Genomic DNA, 15,753 nt, shown 5'->3' with positions numbered 1-15,753 from the left:
TATCCTAACCAAAAAAATTAATTTTTTTTATGTATTCATTGAATCAAAGAATTCACTATTGTTTTTCGTTTGTTTTAATTTATCAATTAAAAATTCAATTGCATCCGTTACATTCATAGGTGCTAAAATACGACGAAGTACGAAAATTTTATGTAAATCTTGCCGTGCTACTAAAAGCTCTTCCTTACGTGTTCCTGACTTCAAAATATCCATAGCAGGAAAAATACGCTTATCAGCAACTTTACGATCAAGAACGATTTCCGAATTACCTGTTCCTTTAAATTCTTCGAAAATAACCTCATCCATACGACTACCGGTATCAATCAAAGCTGTAGCAATAATAGTTAAAGACCCACCTTCTTCAATATTGCGCGCTGCACCAAAAAAACGTTTAGGACGCTGTAGAGCATTTGCATCCACACCACCTGTTAAAACCTTACCAGAGGAAGGAACAACCGTATTATAGGCACGCCCCAAACGTGTAATAGAATCAAGAAGAATAACAACATCACGACCATATTCAACGAGGCGTTTGGCTTTTTCTATAACCATTTCAGCAACCTGTACATGACGTATTGCTGGTTCATCAAAAGTAGAAGAAACAACTTCTCCTTTTACAGAACGCTGCATATCGGTAACTTCTTCTGGCCGTTCATCAATTAAAAGGACGATAAGATAACATTCAGGATGATTAGTCGTAATAGAATGAGCAATATTTTGAAGGAGAACTGTTTTTCCCGTACGAGGTGGTGCAACAATTAATCCTCTTTGTCCTTTTCCCAATGGAGATATCAAATCAATCACACGCGATGACATATCCTTTTCTGTAGGGTCTTGTATTTCCATTTGGAAACGCTCATTTGAATAAAGAGGTGTAAGATTATCAAAGTGAATTTTATAACGAATTTTTTCAGGTTTTTCAAAATTAATGGTATTAATTTTAAGAAGAGCAAAATAACGTTCCCCTTCTTTTGGACTCCGTATAGGACCTTCAATGGTATCGCCAGTTTTTAAAGAAAATGACTGAATTTGCGCAGGTGAAAGATAAATATCATCAGGTCCAGGAAGATAATTAGCATCAGCAGACCGCAAAAATCCAAATCCATCTTGCAAAACTTCAACAACACCTTCTCCTATAATTTCTACATCTTGTAGAGCTAGTTTTTTCAAGATAGCGAACATTAATTCTTGTTTACGCATCAGGGAAGCATTTTCAACTTCTAATGTTTCAGCAAAAGAAACAAGTTCAACAGGATTTTTACTTTTAAGTTCTTGTAGTTTCATTTTTTGCATGAAATATGCTCTTTAAATTAAGGAGAGAATTACCTTGAACAATTTATGGAGATTTTATAGAACGAAATATTCTCAAGAAAAAAACATTTTACACTCAATTTCTTTAATCTGCAAGTACCATTTATATGAAATTTATTCGTGTAATATTAAGAATATTATATAAAAATACAAAATTCGATATAATCTCTAATTATCCTATAAAAAATATGATTTTAACTTATAGCATTCATTAAGTACCATTCAAGAGTATTTTTTACAGAATTTTTTATTAATAAATTTATATTATAAAAAGGATTCTTTTTATTTAAAACTGTGTTTAGTGTGAATTATTATTTACACTTTATTTATCCTCAATTTTATCCACAAAAGAGAAGAAAAAAAAGATAAAAATAACACTCTCTTAAAGGTGTTATCCCCTCTTTTCTCTTAAAAGAGGTTTTAGATTATCACAAGGGATTTATCTGTGTATAATAATGGAAGATTTTTTCTAAATTTTAGTTTTATAAAAAAGGCTAAGGATATATGCACATGTCTTAACAAGGAGTTAAAATTTTTGTGACAAAAGAAAAAAAATTCTTTCATTTACACATGCTTTCTGATGCAACCGGGGAAACATTAATTTCTGTTGGAAGAGCTGTAGCATCGCAGTATACAACGAGTCAGGCAACAGAGCATATCTATCCTATGATTCGTAATAAAATACAGTTACAAAAAGCTCTTGATGAAATACAACAAGAGCCTGGTATTGTTCTTTACACAATAATTGATGAAAAACTTAAACTTCTTCTTCAAAAAAGATGCGAAAAAATAAAAGTTCCTTATATTGATATATTACATCCTGTTTTAAATGCTTTTCAATCTTACCTTGGGATGCCAACCCACTTACGTGCGAGTGCACAACATGATCTTAATGCAGATTATTTTCGCCGTATTGAGGCATTGGATTTTACAATAGAGCATGATGACGGACAATCTTTCAGTAGCTTATCTGAAGCGGATGTAATTCTTGTAGGAATTTCAAGGACATCTAAAACACCAACAAGTATCTACTTAGCAAATCGTGGAATTAAAACGGCAAATGTTCCTCTTATTCCTAATATTGATTTGCCAGAATCCCTTTTAGAGGCAAAAAATTCTTTAATTATTGGTTTAATTGCTTCAGCTGAAAGAATCTCACATATTCGCCAAAATCGTGATTTGGGAGAAGGTTTTGCTCTTGATAATTATACAAATCGTATCAACATAGCTGAAGAATTAATCTATGCAAAACGCATTTGCGAACGTTTTAATTGGCCTATTATTGATGTCACAAGGCGCTCTATTGAAGAAACTGCAGCGGCAATATTTGAACTTTTATCACGATTTCGTGAAGGAAAGTGAGAGAATCTAATGGCAATAAATAGTTTAATATTAGCATCTCTTAGTTTTCATCGTGCACAATTATTAAAAAAAGCGGGTTTAAATTTTTTGGTTGAAGGAGCTTCTTTTGATGAAAGAGAAGTAGAAAAAAAAGCAAAAGAAAAAACACCTAAAGAACTCAGTTGTTTTCTTGCGAGTGCAAAAGCAAAAAATGTTTCTGATCGTTTTCCTGATGCTTTCGTTATTGGTTGCGATCAAGTGCTTGATTTGGAAGGTCAAGTTCTTCATAAAGTCATAAATAGTAAGGAAGCACATCAACGTTTATGCGAATTATCAGGAAAAAAACATTCTCTTCATAGTGCAGTAGCTTTATTTCATAATGGTCAAGAAATTTGGGTAGAATCTTTTAGTGCACATATGTTAGTACGTTCTCTTTCATCAGAGTTTATTGAACGTTATTTAGTGCGCGTGGGAATAGATGTCTTAAATAGTGTGGGAGTCTATCAAATTGAAGGAGAAGGAATTCATCTTTTTGATCAAATTGAAGGGGATTTTTTTACCATTATTGGTTTACCTTTGTTGCCCTTACTTATAAAACTGCGTCATTTAGGGGTTATTGATGGTTAATTTAACAAGAAAGCACGAAACAACAAAAGCTCCATGTGCTTTTGTTGTTGGTACTCCTATTCACCATTCAAAATCGCCAAAAATTCATAATTTTTGGCTTAAACAATATAATCTGCAAGGTGAATATATTGCGCAAGAAGTAACATCTGAAGAATTTAGAGGTTTTTTCACATCTATAAAAAAAAGGGGGTTTTGTGGAGGGAATATCACGCTACCCTATAAACAGGAAGCGTTTCATTTAGCGAATTATAAAGATGATGTAGCAACAATGATTGGTGCTGTTAATACGCTTTGGTATGAAGAAAATAAACTTTGTGCTACAAATAGTGATTCTTACGGTTTTAGTGCTAATCTTGATGATTTTTATCCTGATTGGGTAGGAGAAACAGCAGTTATTTTTGGGGCAGGTGGTGCTGCACGTGCTGTTCTGTATGCCTTAAAAAAACGTGGGTTTGAACGCATTTGCTTAGTTAATCGTACAAAGGGGCGAGCAGAAGATTTAGCACAGCATTTCGGGAAACCTGTGGAAGTTCACGATTGGCAGAATATAGATAAAATACTTTATCAAGCTGATTTAATTGTCAATACAACCTCTATAGGTATGACAACTCGATCTGAGGAAAAAGAAAATTCTTTTTTTTGTGATTTTCATAAAGCAAAAACAACGGCATTGGTAACAGATATTGTTTACACACCATTGCTAACACCTTTTCTACAACAAGCAAAAGCACATGGTTTAAGGACTGTTGATGGGCTTGGTATGCTTTTACATCAGGCTGTTTTCGGATTTGAACGGTGGTTTGGAATAAGACCACAGGTTACAAAAGCATTACGAGCAGAAATTTTACAGGGTATGGGTGAAAAGACAGAATGAAAATCATAGGGCTGACCGGATCAATTGCTATGGGAAAATCGACAGTTGCTGATTTTTTTAAACAAGCGGGTGTTCCTGTTTTTAGCGCTGATGAAGCAGTACATCAACTTTATAAGAGTGAACCGGCTGTATCACTTATAACACATATATTTCCCAATGTTATTGAGGATGGGAAGATTAACCGCCAAAAGCTTTCTAAAATTTTGATTGGTGATAAGAAAAAATTACAAATATTAGAAAAGATAATACATCCTTTAGTACAAAAAAAAGAAGAAGAATTTATTGAGACAGCACGTCAACAGGAAAAAAAATTAGTTGTTCTTGAGATTCCACTTCTTTTTGAAACAAATGGTGAAAAACGTGTAGATAGTGTTGTTGTTGTCTCTGCAACACGAGCAATACAAAAAGCACGTGTAATGATTCGCCAAGATATGAATGAAGAAAAATTTTCTTTTATTGATGCTAGACAAATGTCTGATGAAGAAAAACGTAAACGTGCTGATTTTATTATTGATACAGGAAAAGATTTAGAGAATACCCGTAAACAAGTTTTGTACGTGATAAAAAATTTACTAAAGAATTGAAGTCATGCGTGAAGTTATTTTTGATACAGAAACAACAGGTTTAGATAAAGAGAAAGATCGCATAATCGAAATCGGTTGTGTTGAGATGGTTGATCGTTATCTTACAGAACGCCGATTCCATGTTTATTTGAATCCACAAGGTGTTCTTATACCTGATGAAGTTGTAGCAATTCATGGATTAACCAATGAACGCCTAAAAAATGAAAAAAGCTTTAGTGATATTGCTGATGAATTTTTGGAATTTATCAATGGCGCAACAATGATTGCCCATAATGCAAGTTTTGATATAGGTTTTATTAATGCAGAATTAAAACGCGTCAATAAGCCGCTTATCAGTGTTGATAATATTCTTGATACATTGGCTATGGCGCGGCGTAAATTTCCTATGGGTCCTAATTCTCTTGATATTTTATGCAAACGTTTCGGAATTGATAATAGTCATCGTGTTCTTCATGGCGCTTTGCTTGATGCGGAGATTTTAGCCGATGTTTATATTGAACTGATTGGTGGAAAGCAGGGTGTATTGGGTTTTGAGAACAAAAGAAATGTTAATGAACATATCAAAAATGATAAAGATACACCTTATGCAGTTAAATCTCGTCCACAAGCTTTACCTTCAAGGTTGAGTGCACAAGAAAAAAAGTTGCATGCTGATTTTATCAATAAAATGGGTGAAAAAGCTCTGTGGAATAATTTCAAAATTCATGAATAACATTCTTACCTTTTTTCTAAAAAGGTTATTTAAGATTAAAAATATAAAATACGGATATCAAAAAAAACGGTCGTTGTGGGGAGGGGAACACCACAACGACCTTGTCGCTACATCGTACCTCAGCTATCATAGGAGGAGCAAAATGAAAGCTATTAATCCTGTAACAGCAAAGAAAAGCTCTAGGTACATAATATAAAATGCAACGACTTCACGTCTTATGGAAAGAAAAAATGGCTTTTTAGAGGCAAAATGAAAAAAATATATTAAGGGGAATGTATTTTTTAGCTGAAATGGAGAAATAAAATTGTCATGAAAGCAACAGATCATCTTTTGTTGGTTGATGGATCAGGCTATGTTTTTCGTGCTTACTATGCTTTACCACCTTTAAAACGTAAAAAGGATGGACTTCCTATAGGAGCAGTAGCTGGTTTTTGTAATATGTTATGGAAATTACTCTGTGACACTCGTAACACAGCGACAGGTATTATTCCAACACACTTTGCTGTTATTTTTGATTATTCATCTGATACTTTTCGAAAACAAATCTATCCTCAGTATAAAGCGAATCGCTCTGAACCTCCCGAAGATTTAATTCCTCAATTCGCTTTAATACGCCAAGCAACAAAGGCTTTTAATTTGCCTTGTATTGAAAAGGAAGGATTTGAGGCAGATGATTTGATAGCGACCTATGCACAATTGGCAACAAAGGTTGGTGCAAAAACAACCATTATCTCTTCTGATAAGGATCTTATGCAACTCGTCAATAAGCATGTTTCTTTGTATGATGGGATGAAAGACAAGCATATAGGTATCTCAGAAGTTATAGAAAAATGGGGTGTTCCCCCTGAAAAGATGATCGATTTACAAGCATTAATTGGAGATGCAACGGATAATGTACCAGGTGTTCCAGGCATTGGTCCTAAAATTGCTGCCCAATTATTGAATCAATTTGATTCTCTTGATCTTTTATTGCAACGTGTGACTGAAATTAAACAAACAAAACGACGTGAAAACATACAAACTTATAGTGAACAGGTTAAAATTTCTCGTGAACTTGTTAGACTTAAAACAGATGTTCCTATAGACAGCGATTTAGATGATTTTATTTTGGAGCAACAAGATGGACCACGCTTAATTTCTTTTTTGAAAGCGATGGAATTTTCCACACTCACGCGTCGCGTGGCAGAAGCAACGTCATGTGATGCAGCAGCTATTGATGCCCTTGATATAGCTGTTGAGTGGGAAAAATCTGAAAAGGAGCATGATTCTAATGTAAAAAAAGAAGATAGCACACTTCCTCATAACTTTTCTGAGAACTCTCCACAACAGCTAGCAGAAAAACGCAAAGATCAAGCACTAACTCAAAAAATTACAAGAGATTCTTATACAACGATTCTTGACGAAGGCGTTTTGCAAGAATGGTTATGGCAAGCAGAAGAGCAAGGCTTTTTTGCATTTGATACTGAAACAACATCCCTTGATCCCATGCAAGCAAAGCTTGTTGGCTTTTCCTTAGCATTACAACCGGAAAAAGCAGCTTATATACCTCTTGAGCATGTTGAAGGGGAAGATGATCTTTTGGGAGGCGCACGCATTGCAGAACAAATTAAAACCGAGAAGGCTTTAGCACTTTTAAAGCCAATATTAGAAGATTCTGCGGTGTTAAAAGTTGGTCAGAATGTAAAATATGATTGGTTGGTGATGAAACAATATGGCATCGTGATACGTTGTTTTGATGACACCATGTTGTTTTCCTATGCTTTAGATGCTGGAACATTGACGCATAATATGGATGATTTATCTAAGCGTTGGCTTGGACATACAACAATTGCCTATAAGGATTTAACACATAATGGAAAAAAAATCACTTCTTTTGCACAAGTAGATTTGAAACAAGCAACGCTTTATGCGGCTGAAGATGCTGATGTAACACTCCGTTTGTGGCAAGTTTTAAAACCGCAACTTGTCTCTCAAGGAATGACTAAAATCTATGAACGTCTTGATAGACCACTCATAGAAGTTCTTGCAAGAATGGAAGAACGTGGAATTCTTGTTGATAGACAGATTCTGTTGCGTCTTTCAGGAGAATTAGCGCAGGCTGCTGCTTTTCTAGAAGAGGAAATTTATCAACTCGCGGATGAGAAATTCAATCTTGCTTCACCAAAGCAATTAGGTGATATTCTTTTTGGTAAAATGGGATTGCCTGGAGGAGCTAAAACCAAGGGGGGACAGTGGTCAACTTCTGCACAGACCTTAGAAGAATTAGCGGCCGAAGGTCATATTTTGCCACGTAAAGTTATTGATTGGCGCCAGCTTACAAAACTAAAATCGACTTATACAGATGCTTTACCCTCTTATATTTTACCAAAAACAGGACGTGTTCATACGAATTATTCTTTGGCAACAACATCAACGGGGCGGTTATCATCATCAGAACCAAATTTGCAAAATATTCCGGTACGGACTGTGGAGGGACGTAAAATCCGCACAGCTTTTATTGCTCCAAAAGGACATGTGTTGCTTTCGGCAGATTATAGCCAGATTGAATTGCGTATTCTTGCACATATTGCTGATATAAAAGCATTAAAAGAAGCTTTTGCTCAAGGACATGATATTCACGCTATAACGGCGTCAGAAATGTTTGGCGTTGTGATAGAGGGAATGCCCTCAGATATACGAAGGCGTGCAAAAGCGATTAATTTTGGTATTATTTATGGTATTTCAGCTTTTGGATTAGCCAATCAATTAGGGATTTCACGTCAAGAAGCAGGTCGTTATATTCAACTTTATTTTGAAAGATTTCCAGAAATTAAAGATTATATGGAAAAGACTAAAAGCTTTGCGCGTGAGAATGGTTATGTAGAAACAATTTTTGGACGTCGTATCCATTATCCAGAAATAAAAGCAAAGAATGTAAAAATTCGTTCTCTTAATGAGAGAGCGGCCATCAATGCTCCCATTCAAGGTTCTGCGGCCGATATTATTCGCCGCGCCATGATACAGATGGAAGATGCTTTAAAAGAAAAAAATCTATCAGCAAAAATGTTGCTGCAAGTGCATGATGAATTGATTTTTGAAGTACCAGAAGAGGAGAGTAAAAAAACCATGGCTGTTGTTAAAAATGTTATGGAAAATGCTACAATGCCTGTTCTCTCTTTGTCTGTACCCCTTGAAGTGAAAGTCATGACGGCTCAAAATTGGGATGAGGCACATTAACTTTTTTCATTTATTTTTAAGGATATTTATTGCATTAGCAAGATTAAGATAAGCTTTGATTGGCAAATGATCTGAGGCAATACGCGCAAGTGGTGAATGGTGATTTTCAAGACTTGTTACCAATTGGTGAGGAAAGGCAAAAATTCTATCAAGAGCAAGAAAAGGAAAGCGAGAGGGAAAGCTTGGTACAACTTTAAATGTGCTATCAAAATAGGGATAAAAATGGTTTAAAGATGAGCCTTTTCCCATCCGCCATTCGTTAAAATCTCCGATAAGAAGTGTAGGCATAAGGGAGCGTTTTTGCAAAATTGCAAGGAGCATTTTTGTTTGTTGTTTACGAGAATAACGTAATAAGCCAAAATGAGCCGCGATAATACGAATAGGGCCTGCTGCCATTTCCAGCTCGACAATGATAGCACCACGTGGTTCAATACCAGGAAGAGAGACTTGTAAAGTATCACGTACATATCCCTTTCGCAAAAAGAGAGCGTTCCCATGCCAACCGTGACCATGAGGTGACATAGTATTGAGAGGTACAGGGATCAAATTGGTTTCAGCTTTTAACAGCTGAAGATTAATCAAACCAATACGTTCTCCAAAACGTTTATCTGCTTCTTGAAGAGCAAGGATATCAACTTGTAATTCATTAATAACACGGACAATTCGTGTAGGATTAAAAATTTTATCAACACCTACACATTTATGCACATTATAAGAGGCAACGGTCAGGTCATAATGATTATTTGGGTTGAGGATATTTGACGTATGGTGAGAACGGCTATGGATTGCTTTTAAAAGGGTTTTATGGAGCTTTTGTTGAATAAAATCGCTAAACCAAGGGAGTTTTTGCTTGTAAAGTATTTTTGTCATTTTACGAAAAGAATAATCCCTAAAAGGCAAAGGATAAAAATTTACACTAAAAACGAAAGAACCTTGTCTCATTTAGAAACAAGGTTCTTTCATTAAGCGATGATTTCTGCAATCAATCACGGTTTGAACCGAGAAATTGTAGCAAGAAAACAAACATATTGATGAAATCAAGATAAAGACTCAACGCGCCCATAATAACTTTACGACCTCTGGTGTCGCCTTGATCTCCTTCATAATACATCAACTTAATGTTTTGAGTGTCGTAAGCTGTCAAACCAGCAAAGATAAAAACACCGATAACGGAGATAGCAAATTGCAAAGCGCTTGATCCAAGAAAAATATTCACAACCATGGAAAGCATCAAACCGATCAAACCTATGAAAAAGAATGAACCCATTGCTGTAAGATCACGCTTTGTTGTGTATCCATAAAGTGAAAGAGCTCCAAAAGTTGCAGCGGAAATGACAAAGGTTTGTACAATACTCTCTGTCGTATAACGTAAAACGATTGAAGATAATGAAAGCCCAACCAGAGCAGCATAGCCAAAAAAGAGGCTACGAGCAGCATTTGTACTCAATGTATTAATTTTAAAACTAAGGAATAAAACTGCAATGAGGGGCGCAAACATCACAATATAAGAGAATGGTGATGTATAAAATGTTACTCCAAATGATGTTAAATAAACACTGCTATTGATCTGAGCGGCTGCTTGGCTCATATCGGTTGTTGTTGCTAATGATACAATTGCATAGGCAGCAGCAGCTGTAATAAGCAAACCAATGGCCATTGTATTGTAAACACCCAACATATAGTCACGCAATCCCTGATCAATTGATGCATCAGCATGAGAAGCAGGCGCTGAACGTAAATTTTTAAAATTAGCCATAATATAAAATCCTTTAGCATATGTCCCGTCAGGCACTGGTTTTTTTAAATGTCTCTGTCTTTAAAGAGACAAGCTTTGTATAAGCCTTAATTTGGCGAATACAAAAAACCTTCAGAATCACTGGCGGAATTCCAGCATATCTCCTCTTATTATGGAGATTTATTTAAAAATTACAAGAGATTTATCAAAGCAATGAACCTTACAAATTGGTAAGGAAAAAGTTCATTTCCATGAAAAATATTTCTGTCTTCACCGTATTTTTGCAAAAGAAAAAGACGAAGCTAAGAAGCTTTTTATATTCACAGGAACCCTATAATTTCCACCTATAAAATATCTACCTTCACAGTGATGAGGAAAGTGGCGCGTAACATCGCGCTATTTTTCAATTTTCAAGATTGCATCTGCTCTACCCAGCCAGAAAATCTAATTGGGTTGAGTTTTTATATAACATATTGATATATAAAGATATATTAATTCTAAATACCCCTAAAAAAATATCGTAAGGTTTTCTGATGACAAATCTGTTTATATTAAAGCAATCAAGATCATTTTCCTGCACGATACGATTAGGATTGGCGTGCGGATAAAAAGTTCTAAAAAGGAGTAAAAATAGCGCTCATAAATTCTCTAAAATGCAAGAAGCTATAAGACAACATTGAGAGCTGTAAAATAATACGATGATGCAATTGTTTTTTCATAGCCATAAAAATGGTGGTGCACAGTGGGTTTTACATTATGAAACAAAAAAAATATATTTATAGGTCTATCACTTTGATTTGTTAGATTTTTTTGCATTAAAAATAAAATAAAAAGATTTGAAACAATGAAAAATAACAATTTAAAGCAGCTTAAATTCAATATAGAATTATGATTTATTATTTATAATCAATATATTAACTTTATAGTTTATTAAGAAAAGAAGAGGAGCATAGAAACTGAAATCGAAAAAACGAATAACAAGTATTTTTGTAAACAATTGTAATCATTTAATAAACACTTTCAATATTTCAAACTCTATTTATCGATGGAGATAAGGGTGTAGCACCCTATGCGTATCAGCTTGACTTAATAAAGGTGAAAACTGCTACTATCGTATTCTTTTTTGTCTCTAATGTTGCGGCAAACTTTGTATATGAAAGCTTTCATAAGGGGTATTTTCATTTATCCGCTCATCATATCCCTTATGAGGAACAGAGTACCATTGGATTCTCAATTTACTTACTTGTTTTAGAGATACTCTCAACGCTTTCCAAGCTCATTTTACGACAGCGTCCGTGAAAATAGTATAGCGTAAAAGCCATTTGAAGTCAGTTCTTTTGTATTGAGTAGAGATGGACATGTAAAGTTGAAGAAAACATAAAATTTTCATAAAGAAAAATATGTAAAATAATCAGTCGAAAGAATTAGTTAAGAGAGTTTGTAATTAGGTTTATGATGGTTGAAAATCTCTGTTTTTTAAAGGCGATGAGAATATTAATGAGAAGATGTATGGCTAGAATGACGTTTTGCTTTCATCCAAGTGCGCAGTTCCTCAATAAGGATAGCAATAACACCAAGAGTGATAAAACTATCTGCAAGATTGAAAATAGCGAAATAAAAAATATCAGCAATGTGAAAAAGTATATAATCAGTGACATGATGAAAGCGAATACGATCAATAAGGTTGCCAATTGCTCCCCCAATAATAAGGACAAGACCAAAGCACGTTAAAAATTTATTATCTTCAGCATTTCTCCATAACCATAAAAGAAAGATGATTACAATGATCGTAATGGCAATGATTCCCCAGTGAGAAAAAGAAGAAAAAAACGAAAATGCAATGCCAGAATTATGCACATGATAAAGGGAAAGGAAAGGAATAAGCGGGATTTCTGTTCCTAAAGGCATATTGTGCATAACCCAGTACTTAACAGCTTGGTCAAGCCCGACTGTAAGGGTTAAGCCAAGGAGAAGAAAAGGGAGTGATTTGCGGATCATATTTTTTCCTCGCATGGTTCCAGTGTTAAATAAGGACGACGGATTTCATAAAGCATAACAGCTGTTGCTACTGCTAGATTAAGCGAGTCAGCGCGTCCACTTTGTGGAATACGCGCAAGTTTATCGCATCGACGTGTAAGAATATCTGATAGCCCCTGTTTTTCATTTCCCATTAAAAGGACTATCGGACCATTTTTGAAATCAAGTGTCCGATAATCCAGAGATCCTTTGAGATGTGTGCCAACAATCATGCCTTTAAAGTGAGTCGACCAGTTTAAAAAGGCGCTTTCATCAAAACGATAAAGGGGTATAGAGAAAATAGATCCCATGGTTGCACGAACTGTTTCAGGTGAAAAAGGATCTGTTGTTTCGCCAATTAAAAGAACACCTTTGGCACCTACAGCATCAGCAGTACGAATAATGGTCCCAAGATTTCCAGGATCACGCACACGATCAAGCGCGATGTAAACATCTTTAGCTTGCCCTTGTATTGTTTCAAGAGGTTGCCATTTTTGTTTGAAAATACCAATAACTGTTTGTGGGTTATCGCGTCGAGTAAGTGATTCCATAACCTTTAGTGAGGCTTTGATAACAAAAGCACCATTAGCTACAGCGCGTGCAGCAGTATTTTCAATAATGGCATTACCAATTTCACTTTTAGAAAAAATAAGTGTCTGTATTGTCCAACCGAGATTGAGAGCATCAATAACCAATTTTAATCCCTCTGCCATAAAAAGACCTTCGCGATTACGGTTTTTCTTTTGGTTAAGTGCTTTAAGATCTTTTATGATAGGGTTGCTAAGAGAGGTGATTTCTTTCACTCTACCAGTTTTTGTTCCACACATATTCAAGCAATCCAGCGGCTAAAAAGAGAAGTAGAAAGGGCGCGTTCTGCAACTTCTTCACGCAAAATGAGTTCTCCTGATTCGACTGTACCACCAAGATTTACAAATGTATCGCGCATTAAAGTATGAAGCGCAAAGAAGGAAGCACGAATGGAATAAGCTGTAAGGACAACAGAGAGCGGTTTATCAGAGAGGAGTTTACGACAATTTGTGATCATGGCTGGTAAATGATCAAACAGTTGCCAAATTTCGCCATGGGTTCCACGTCCATAAGCAGGGGGATCAAGAAGGATCATATCATAGCTTTTTTTGCGACGGAGTTCTCGCTCGACAAATTTTACAGCATCATCGCAAATCCAGCGAATAGAATGATCTGGTAATCCTGCTTTTTTCTGATTAGCTTTTGCCCACGCAATGGCTTTTTTAGAAGCATCAACATGGGTAACGTTTGCACCCGCTCGTGCTCCAATCAAAGAGGCAACACCTGTATAGCCAAAAAGATTCAATAGTTTTATAGGACGTGCAGCTTTTATGATTTGTTCTTCCATAGAGCGCCAATGGGCATCTTGTTCAGGAAAAACGCCTACATGACGAAAGGAAGTAAAACGCCCCAGAAAAGACAATCCATTCCAAGAAAGGGGCCATGTTTCATCTAGTGGCTTTTTAGGAAAATGCCAACGACCAACTCCTTCTTCATCACGGTTTCCTGTAAAAATAGCATCAACATCAGCCCATTGTTTTTGTGATAAAGCAGGTTTCCATAATGCTTGACCTTCTGGACGAATAATTCGATAATCTCCATAACGCTCTAATTTTTGTCCATTTCCAGAATCAATGAGAGCATAGTTTTCACTCATACCTGTTTCCAAAATAAGAGGCAACTTTTCCTGCGGATATCTATTCTTGTCGGGGGATTGAAAACATTGTGCAGGCATGTTTTGTATCACGGTATATGAGGTATAAAAAATTACTTTATAAAGCTCTTAAATGTTTCGTAAAAGTACAAAAGAACTAAAATCAATTAAAGCACGCATAGAAACAAACTCTGTATTGACTATAAAATACTAATGGAAAAACTTTTTCATTAAAAGATCATTACACTAGATTTGTGATAGACATTTTCAATTTCTCAATCTCGGCTTTACTTTTTTTGAGAGCTTTTTTGCATTTGTGATAGGAAAACCAACGGATCAGATTTCCTAATAAAACACCAAGACCAAAGAAAATAAAAAGCCATATAAAGAGAGGAGCATGATAAGTAAAACTTTCAGAATTTTCTCGAAAAGGATCAAGTGTTAACGGGACCATTTGACGATTAGCTACGATAAAAACAACCAAAAAGGCTGTGATAATCACACCAATACTTGTTAGAATAATACGTTTAATAATCATAAGTTTCTCACTGATTAAGACGGTCGCGTAAATCCTTGCCAGTTTTAAAAAAGGGAATCCACTTTTCTTCAACAACAACGGCTTCTCCAGTTCGTGGGTTACGTCCATTCCGAGCTGAACGGCTTTTTACAGAAAAAGCTCCAAATCCACGAAGTTCAACACGATCACCATTGGCAAGTGCTGTTGAAATTTCTTCAAAAATAGCGTTTACAATATGTTCCACATCCCGTTGAAAAAGATGCGGGTTATGACGAGCAATAATTTGCACAAGCTCTGATTTAACCACAATAGCCTCACTTTCACACAAAAAACTTTTTTATAATTGTGCACTTCATGCATATTACAATATATAAACGGATAAAAGCAAAATAAAACCAAGAAAAAACAAATTTCAAGAAACAAAATTTGAAAATACCTCTTATAAAGGTTATACAGATTAAAAATGCGGGATATTTAAGAGATTAGGAGAGTATGTCCGTCCACAATCATTATGAAGTCTTTTCAACGCAATCATCAGTTGGAGATGTTTTTAAAAAGGCATCTCGTCATTCGCGTCGCATTAGCTTATTAAAAATTTTTTTACCCCTCTTAGCGTTAGTTTTAGCGCTGGTTTTTTGCTGGTTTACGTTTTTCTTTGTTCCCGTTACTTCTGATCCTATGCCTTTGAATAATGAAGAGAATGGAGTGAGCAACTTGACAATACTCAATCCAAAATTAGAAGGTTATACGCGTACTCATGAACCTTATTGGCTTAAAGCAGAAAAGGCATTTCAAGATCAAACGCGCTCTGGAATAATTGGATTACAAAATATCACAGCGAAAGCATCTATGGGCCAACAAAGACAAGTTTTTCTTGCTGCACAAGGGGGTGTTTACGATAACATTCATGGTTTTTTACAATTGGATAAGCCATTCACCATTACGACGAATGATGGGATGATGGCACAATTTATGTCGGCTAATATTAATTTATCTGAGGGACAGTTAAAAACAGATCAACGCGTTGATATTCAGCGAGCCGGTTTTCATCTTGCAGCCAATGCCTTACAAATTCGAGAAAAAGGAAAAAACATGTATTTCCATGGTGGTGTGCATTTAGTGCTTCAAAGGTAATGATG

The 15,753-nt window shown here is 35.5% G+C and carries 15 protein-coding genes; 7 read left to right on the top strand and 8 right to left on the bottom strand.

Annotated features, from left to right (window positions below):
• Positions 1–27: 27 nt before the first annotated feature.
• Positions 28–1,293, bottom strand: coding sequence for a transcription termination factor Rho (gene rho / locus PVV59_RS00695; protein ID WP_012232634.1), 1,266 nt, complete (start codon positions 1,291–1,293; stop codon positions 28–30).
• Positions 1,294–1,848: 555 nt separating this feature from the next.
• Between rho and PVV59_RS00690 the strand changes: the two genes are divergently transcribed.
• From PVV59_RS00690 to polA, 6 genes are all read left to right on the top strand, one after another.
• On the top strand, positions 1,849–2,673 hold the full coding sequence (locus tag PVV59_RS00690) for a pyruvate, water dikinase regulatory protein (protein ID WP_273753958.1): 825 nt from the start codon (positions 1,849–1,851) through the stop codon (positions 2,671–2,673).
• Between the two features lie 9 nt (positions 2,674–2,682).
• On the top strand, positions 2,683–3,279 hold the full coding sequence (locus PVV59_RS00685) for a Maf family nucleotide pyrophosphatase (protein WP_273753957.1): 597 nt from the start codon (positions 2,683–2,685) through the stop codon (positions 3,277–3,279).
• Positions 3,272–4,153, top strand: coding sequence for a shikimate dehydrogenase (locus PVV59_RS00680; RefSeq protein WP_273753956.1), 882 nt, complete (start codon positions 3,272–3,274; stop codon positions 4,151–4,153). Before PVV59_RS00685 ends, PVV59_RS00680 begins: the two co-directional genes overlap by 8 nt.
• Positions 4,150–4,737: a dephospho-CoA kinase gene (gene coaE / locus PVV59_RS00675; RefSeq protein ID WP_273753955.1), complete on the top strand. Its 588-nt coding sequence runs from the start codon at positions 4,150–4,152 to the stop codon at positions 4,735–4,737. Before PVV59_RS00680 ends, coaE begins: the two co-directional genes overlap by 4 nt.
• A 4-nt stretch (positions 4,738–4,741) precedes the next feature.
• On the top strand, positions 4,742–5,449 hold the full coding sequence (dnaQ, locus tag PVV59_RS00670; protein ID WP_273753954.1) for a DNA polymerase III subunit epsilon: 708 nt from the start codon (positions 4,742–4,744) through the stop codon (positions 5,447–5,449).
• Between the two features lie 309 nt (positions 5,450–5,758).
• Positions 5,759–8,665 carry a DNA polymerase I gene (gene polA, locus PVV59_RS00665; RefSeq protein WP_273753953.1) on the top strand — a complete coding sequence of 969 codons (2,907 nt, stop codon included), beginning with the start codon at positions 5,759–5,761 and terminating at the stop codon, positions 8,663–8,665.
• A gap of 6 nt (positions 8,666–8,671) precedes the next feature.
• Here polA and PVV59_RS00660 read toward each other — a convergent pair whose 3' ends face one another.
• The 7 genes from PVV59_RS00660 to ihfB all read right to left on the bottom strand — a co-directional run bounded on the left by PVV59_RS00660 (position 8,672) and on the right by ihfB (position 14,921).
• The gene (locus PVV59_RS00660; protein ID WP_273754075.1) at positions 8,672–9,535 is read right to left on the bottom strand and encodes an endonuclease/exonuclease/phosphatase family protein; all 864 of its coding nucleotides are present in this window, start codon (positions 9,533–9,535) and stop codon (positions 8,672–8,674) included.
• A gap of 112 nt (positions 9,536–9,647) precedes the next feature.
• Positions 9,648–10,421, bottom strand: a complete 774-nt coding sequence (locus PVV59_RS00655) for a Bax inhibitor-1/YccA family protein (RefSeq protein WP_120122721.1) — start codon at positions 10,419–10,421, stop codon at positions 9,648–9,650.
• A 1,473-nt stretch (positions 10,422–11,894) separates the two neighbouring features.
• Positions 11,895–12,398: a signal peptidase II gene (gene lspA, locus PVV59_RS00650; protein ID WP_273753952.1), complete on the bottom strand. Its 504-nt coding sequence runs from the start codon at positions 12,396–12,398 to the stop codon at positions 11,895–11,897.
• Complete coding sequence (locus tag PVV59_RS00645; protein WP_273753951.1) at positions 12,395–13,243, bottom strand: RNA methyltransferase; 849 nt, start codon at positions 13,241–13,243, stop codon at positions 12,395–12,397. Before PVV59_RS00645 ends, lspA begins: the two co-directional genes overlap by 4 nt.
• A 2-nt stretch (positions 13,244–13,245) precedes the next feature.
• Positions 13,246–14,178, bottom strand: a complete 933-nt coding sequence (locus tag PVV59_RS00640; RefSeq protein ID WP_273753950.1) for a class I SAM-dependent methyltransferase — start codon at positions 14,176–14,178, stop codon at positions 13,246–13,248.
• 160 nt (positions 14,179–14,338) lie between these two features.
• Positions 14,339–14,635 (bottom strand): lipopolysaccharide assembly protein LapA domain-containing protein, encoded by a 297-nt coding sequence (locus tag PVV59_RS00635; protein WP_273753949.1) that lies wholly within the window; start codon positions 14,633–14,635, stop codon positions 14,339–14,341.
• A gap of 7 nt (positions 14,636–14,642) precedes the next feature.
• Positions 14,643–14,921 carry an integration host factor subunit beta gene (gene ihfB, locus PVV59_RS00630; protein ID WP_273753948.1) on the bottom strand — a complete coding sequence of 93 codons (279 nt, stop codon included), beginning with the start codon at positions 14,919–14,921 and terminating at the stop codon, positions 14,643–14,645.
• 185 nt (positions 14,922–15,106) lie between these two features.
• On the opposite strand from ihfB, the gene lptC reads away from it, so the two are divergent.
• Positions 15,107–15,748 carry an LPS export ABC transporter periplasmic protein LptC gene (gene lptC, locus PVV59_RS00625; protein ID WP_273753947.1) on the top strand — a complete coding sequence of 214 codons (642 nt, stop codon included), beginning with the start codon at positions 15,107–15,109 and terminating at the stop codon, positions 15,746–15,748.
• The last annotated feature ends 5 nt before the right edge of the window (positions 15,749–15,753 follow it).

This window comes from Bartonella sp. MM73XJBT.G (genome assembly GCF_028618435.1).
Classification (GTDB): domain Bacteria; phylum Pseudomonadota; class Alphaproteobacteria; order Rhizobiales; family Rhizobiaceae; genus Bartonella.
This window is presented reverse-complemented; position numbering and strand designations above follow the sequence as displayed.

Coding starts and splice junctions, on each gene's coding strand:
- rho (WP_012232634.1), bottom strand. CDS start 1,293: ATGCAAAAAATGAAACTACAAGAACTTAAAAGTAAAAATCCTGTTGAA.
- PVV59_RS00640 (WP_273753950.1), bottom strand. CDS start 14,178: ATGCCTGCACAATGTTTTCAATCCCCCGACAAGAATAGATATCCGCAG.
- PVV59_RS00645 (WP_273753951.1), bottom strand. CDS start 13,243: ATGTGTGGAACAAAAACTGGTAGAGTGAAAGAAATCACCTCTCTTAGC.
- polA (WP_273753953.1), top strand. CDS start 5,759: ATGAAAGCAACAGATCATCTTTTGTTGGTTGATGGATCAGGCTATGTT.
- lspA (WP_273753952.1), bottom strand. CDS start 12,398: ATGATCCGCAAATCACTCCCTTTTCTTCTCCTTGGCTTAACCCTTACA.
- PVV59_RS00680 (WP_273753956.1), top strand. CDS start 3,272: ATGGTTAATTTAACAAGAAAGCACGAAACAACAAAAGCTCCATGTGCT.
- PVV59_RS00660 (WP_273754075.1), bottom strand. CDS start 9,535: ATGACAAAAATACTTTACAAGCAAAAACTCCCTTGGTTTAGCGATTTT.
- PVV59_RS00685 (WP_273753957.1), top strand. CDS start 2,683: ATGGCAATAAATAGTTTAATATTAGCATCTCTTAGTTTTCATCGTGCA.
- dnaQ (WP_273753954.1), top strand. CDS start 4,742: ATGCGTGAAGTTATTTTTGATACAGAAACAACAGGTTTAGATAAAGAG.
- PVV59_RS00655 (WP_120122721.1), bottom strand. CDS start 10,421: ATGGCTAATTTTAAAAATTTACGTTCAGCGCCTGCTTCTCATGCTGAT.
- lptC (WP_273753947.1), top strand. CDS start 15,107: ATGTCCGTCCACAATCATTATGAAGTCTTTTCAACGCAATCATCAGTT.
- coaE (WP_273753955.1), top strand. CDS start 4,150: ATGAAAATCATAGGGCTGACCGGATCAATTGCTATGGGAAAATCGACA.
- PVV59_RS00635 (WP_273753949.1), bottom strand. CDS start 14,635: ATGATTATTAAACGTATTATTCTAACAAGTATTGGTGTGATTATCACA.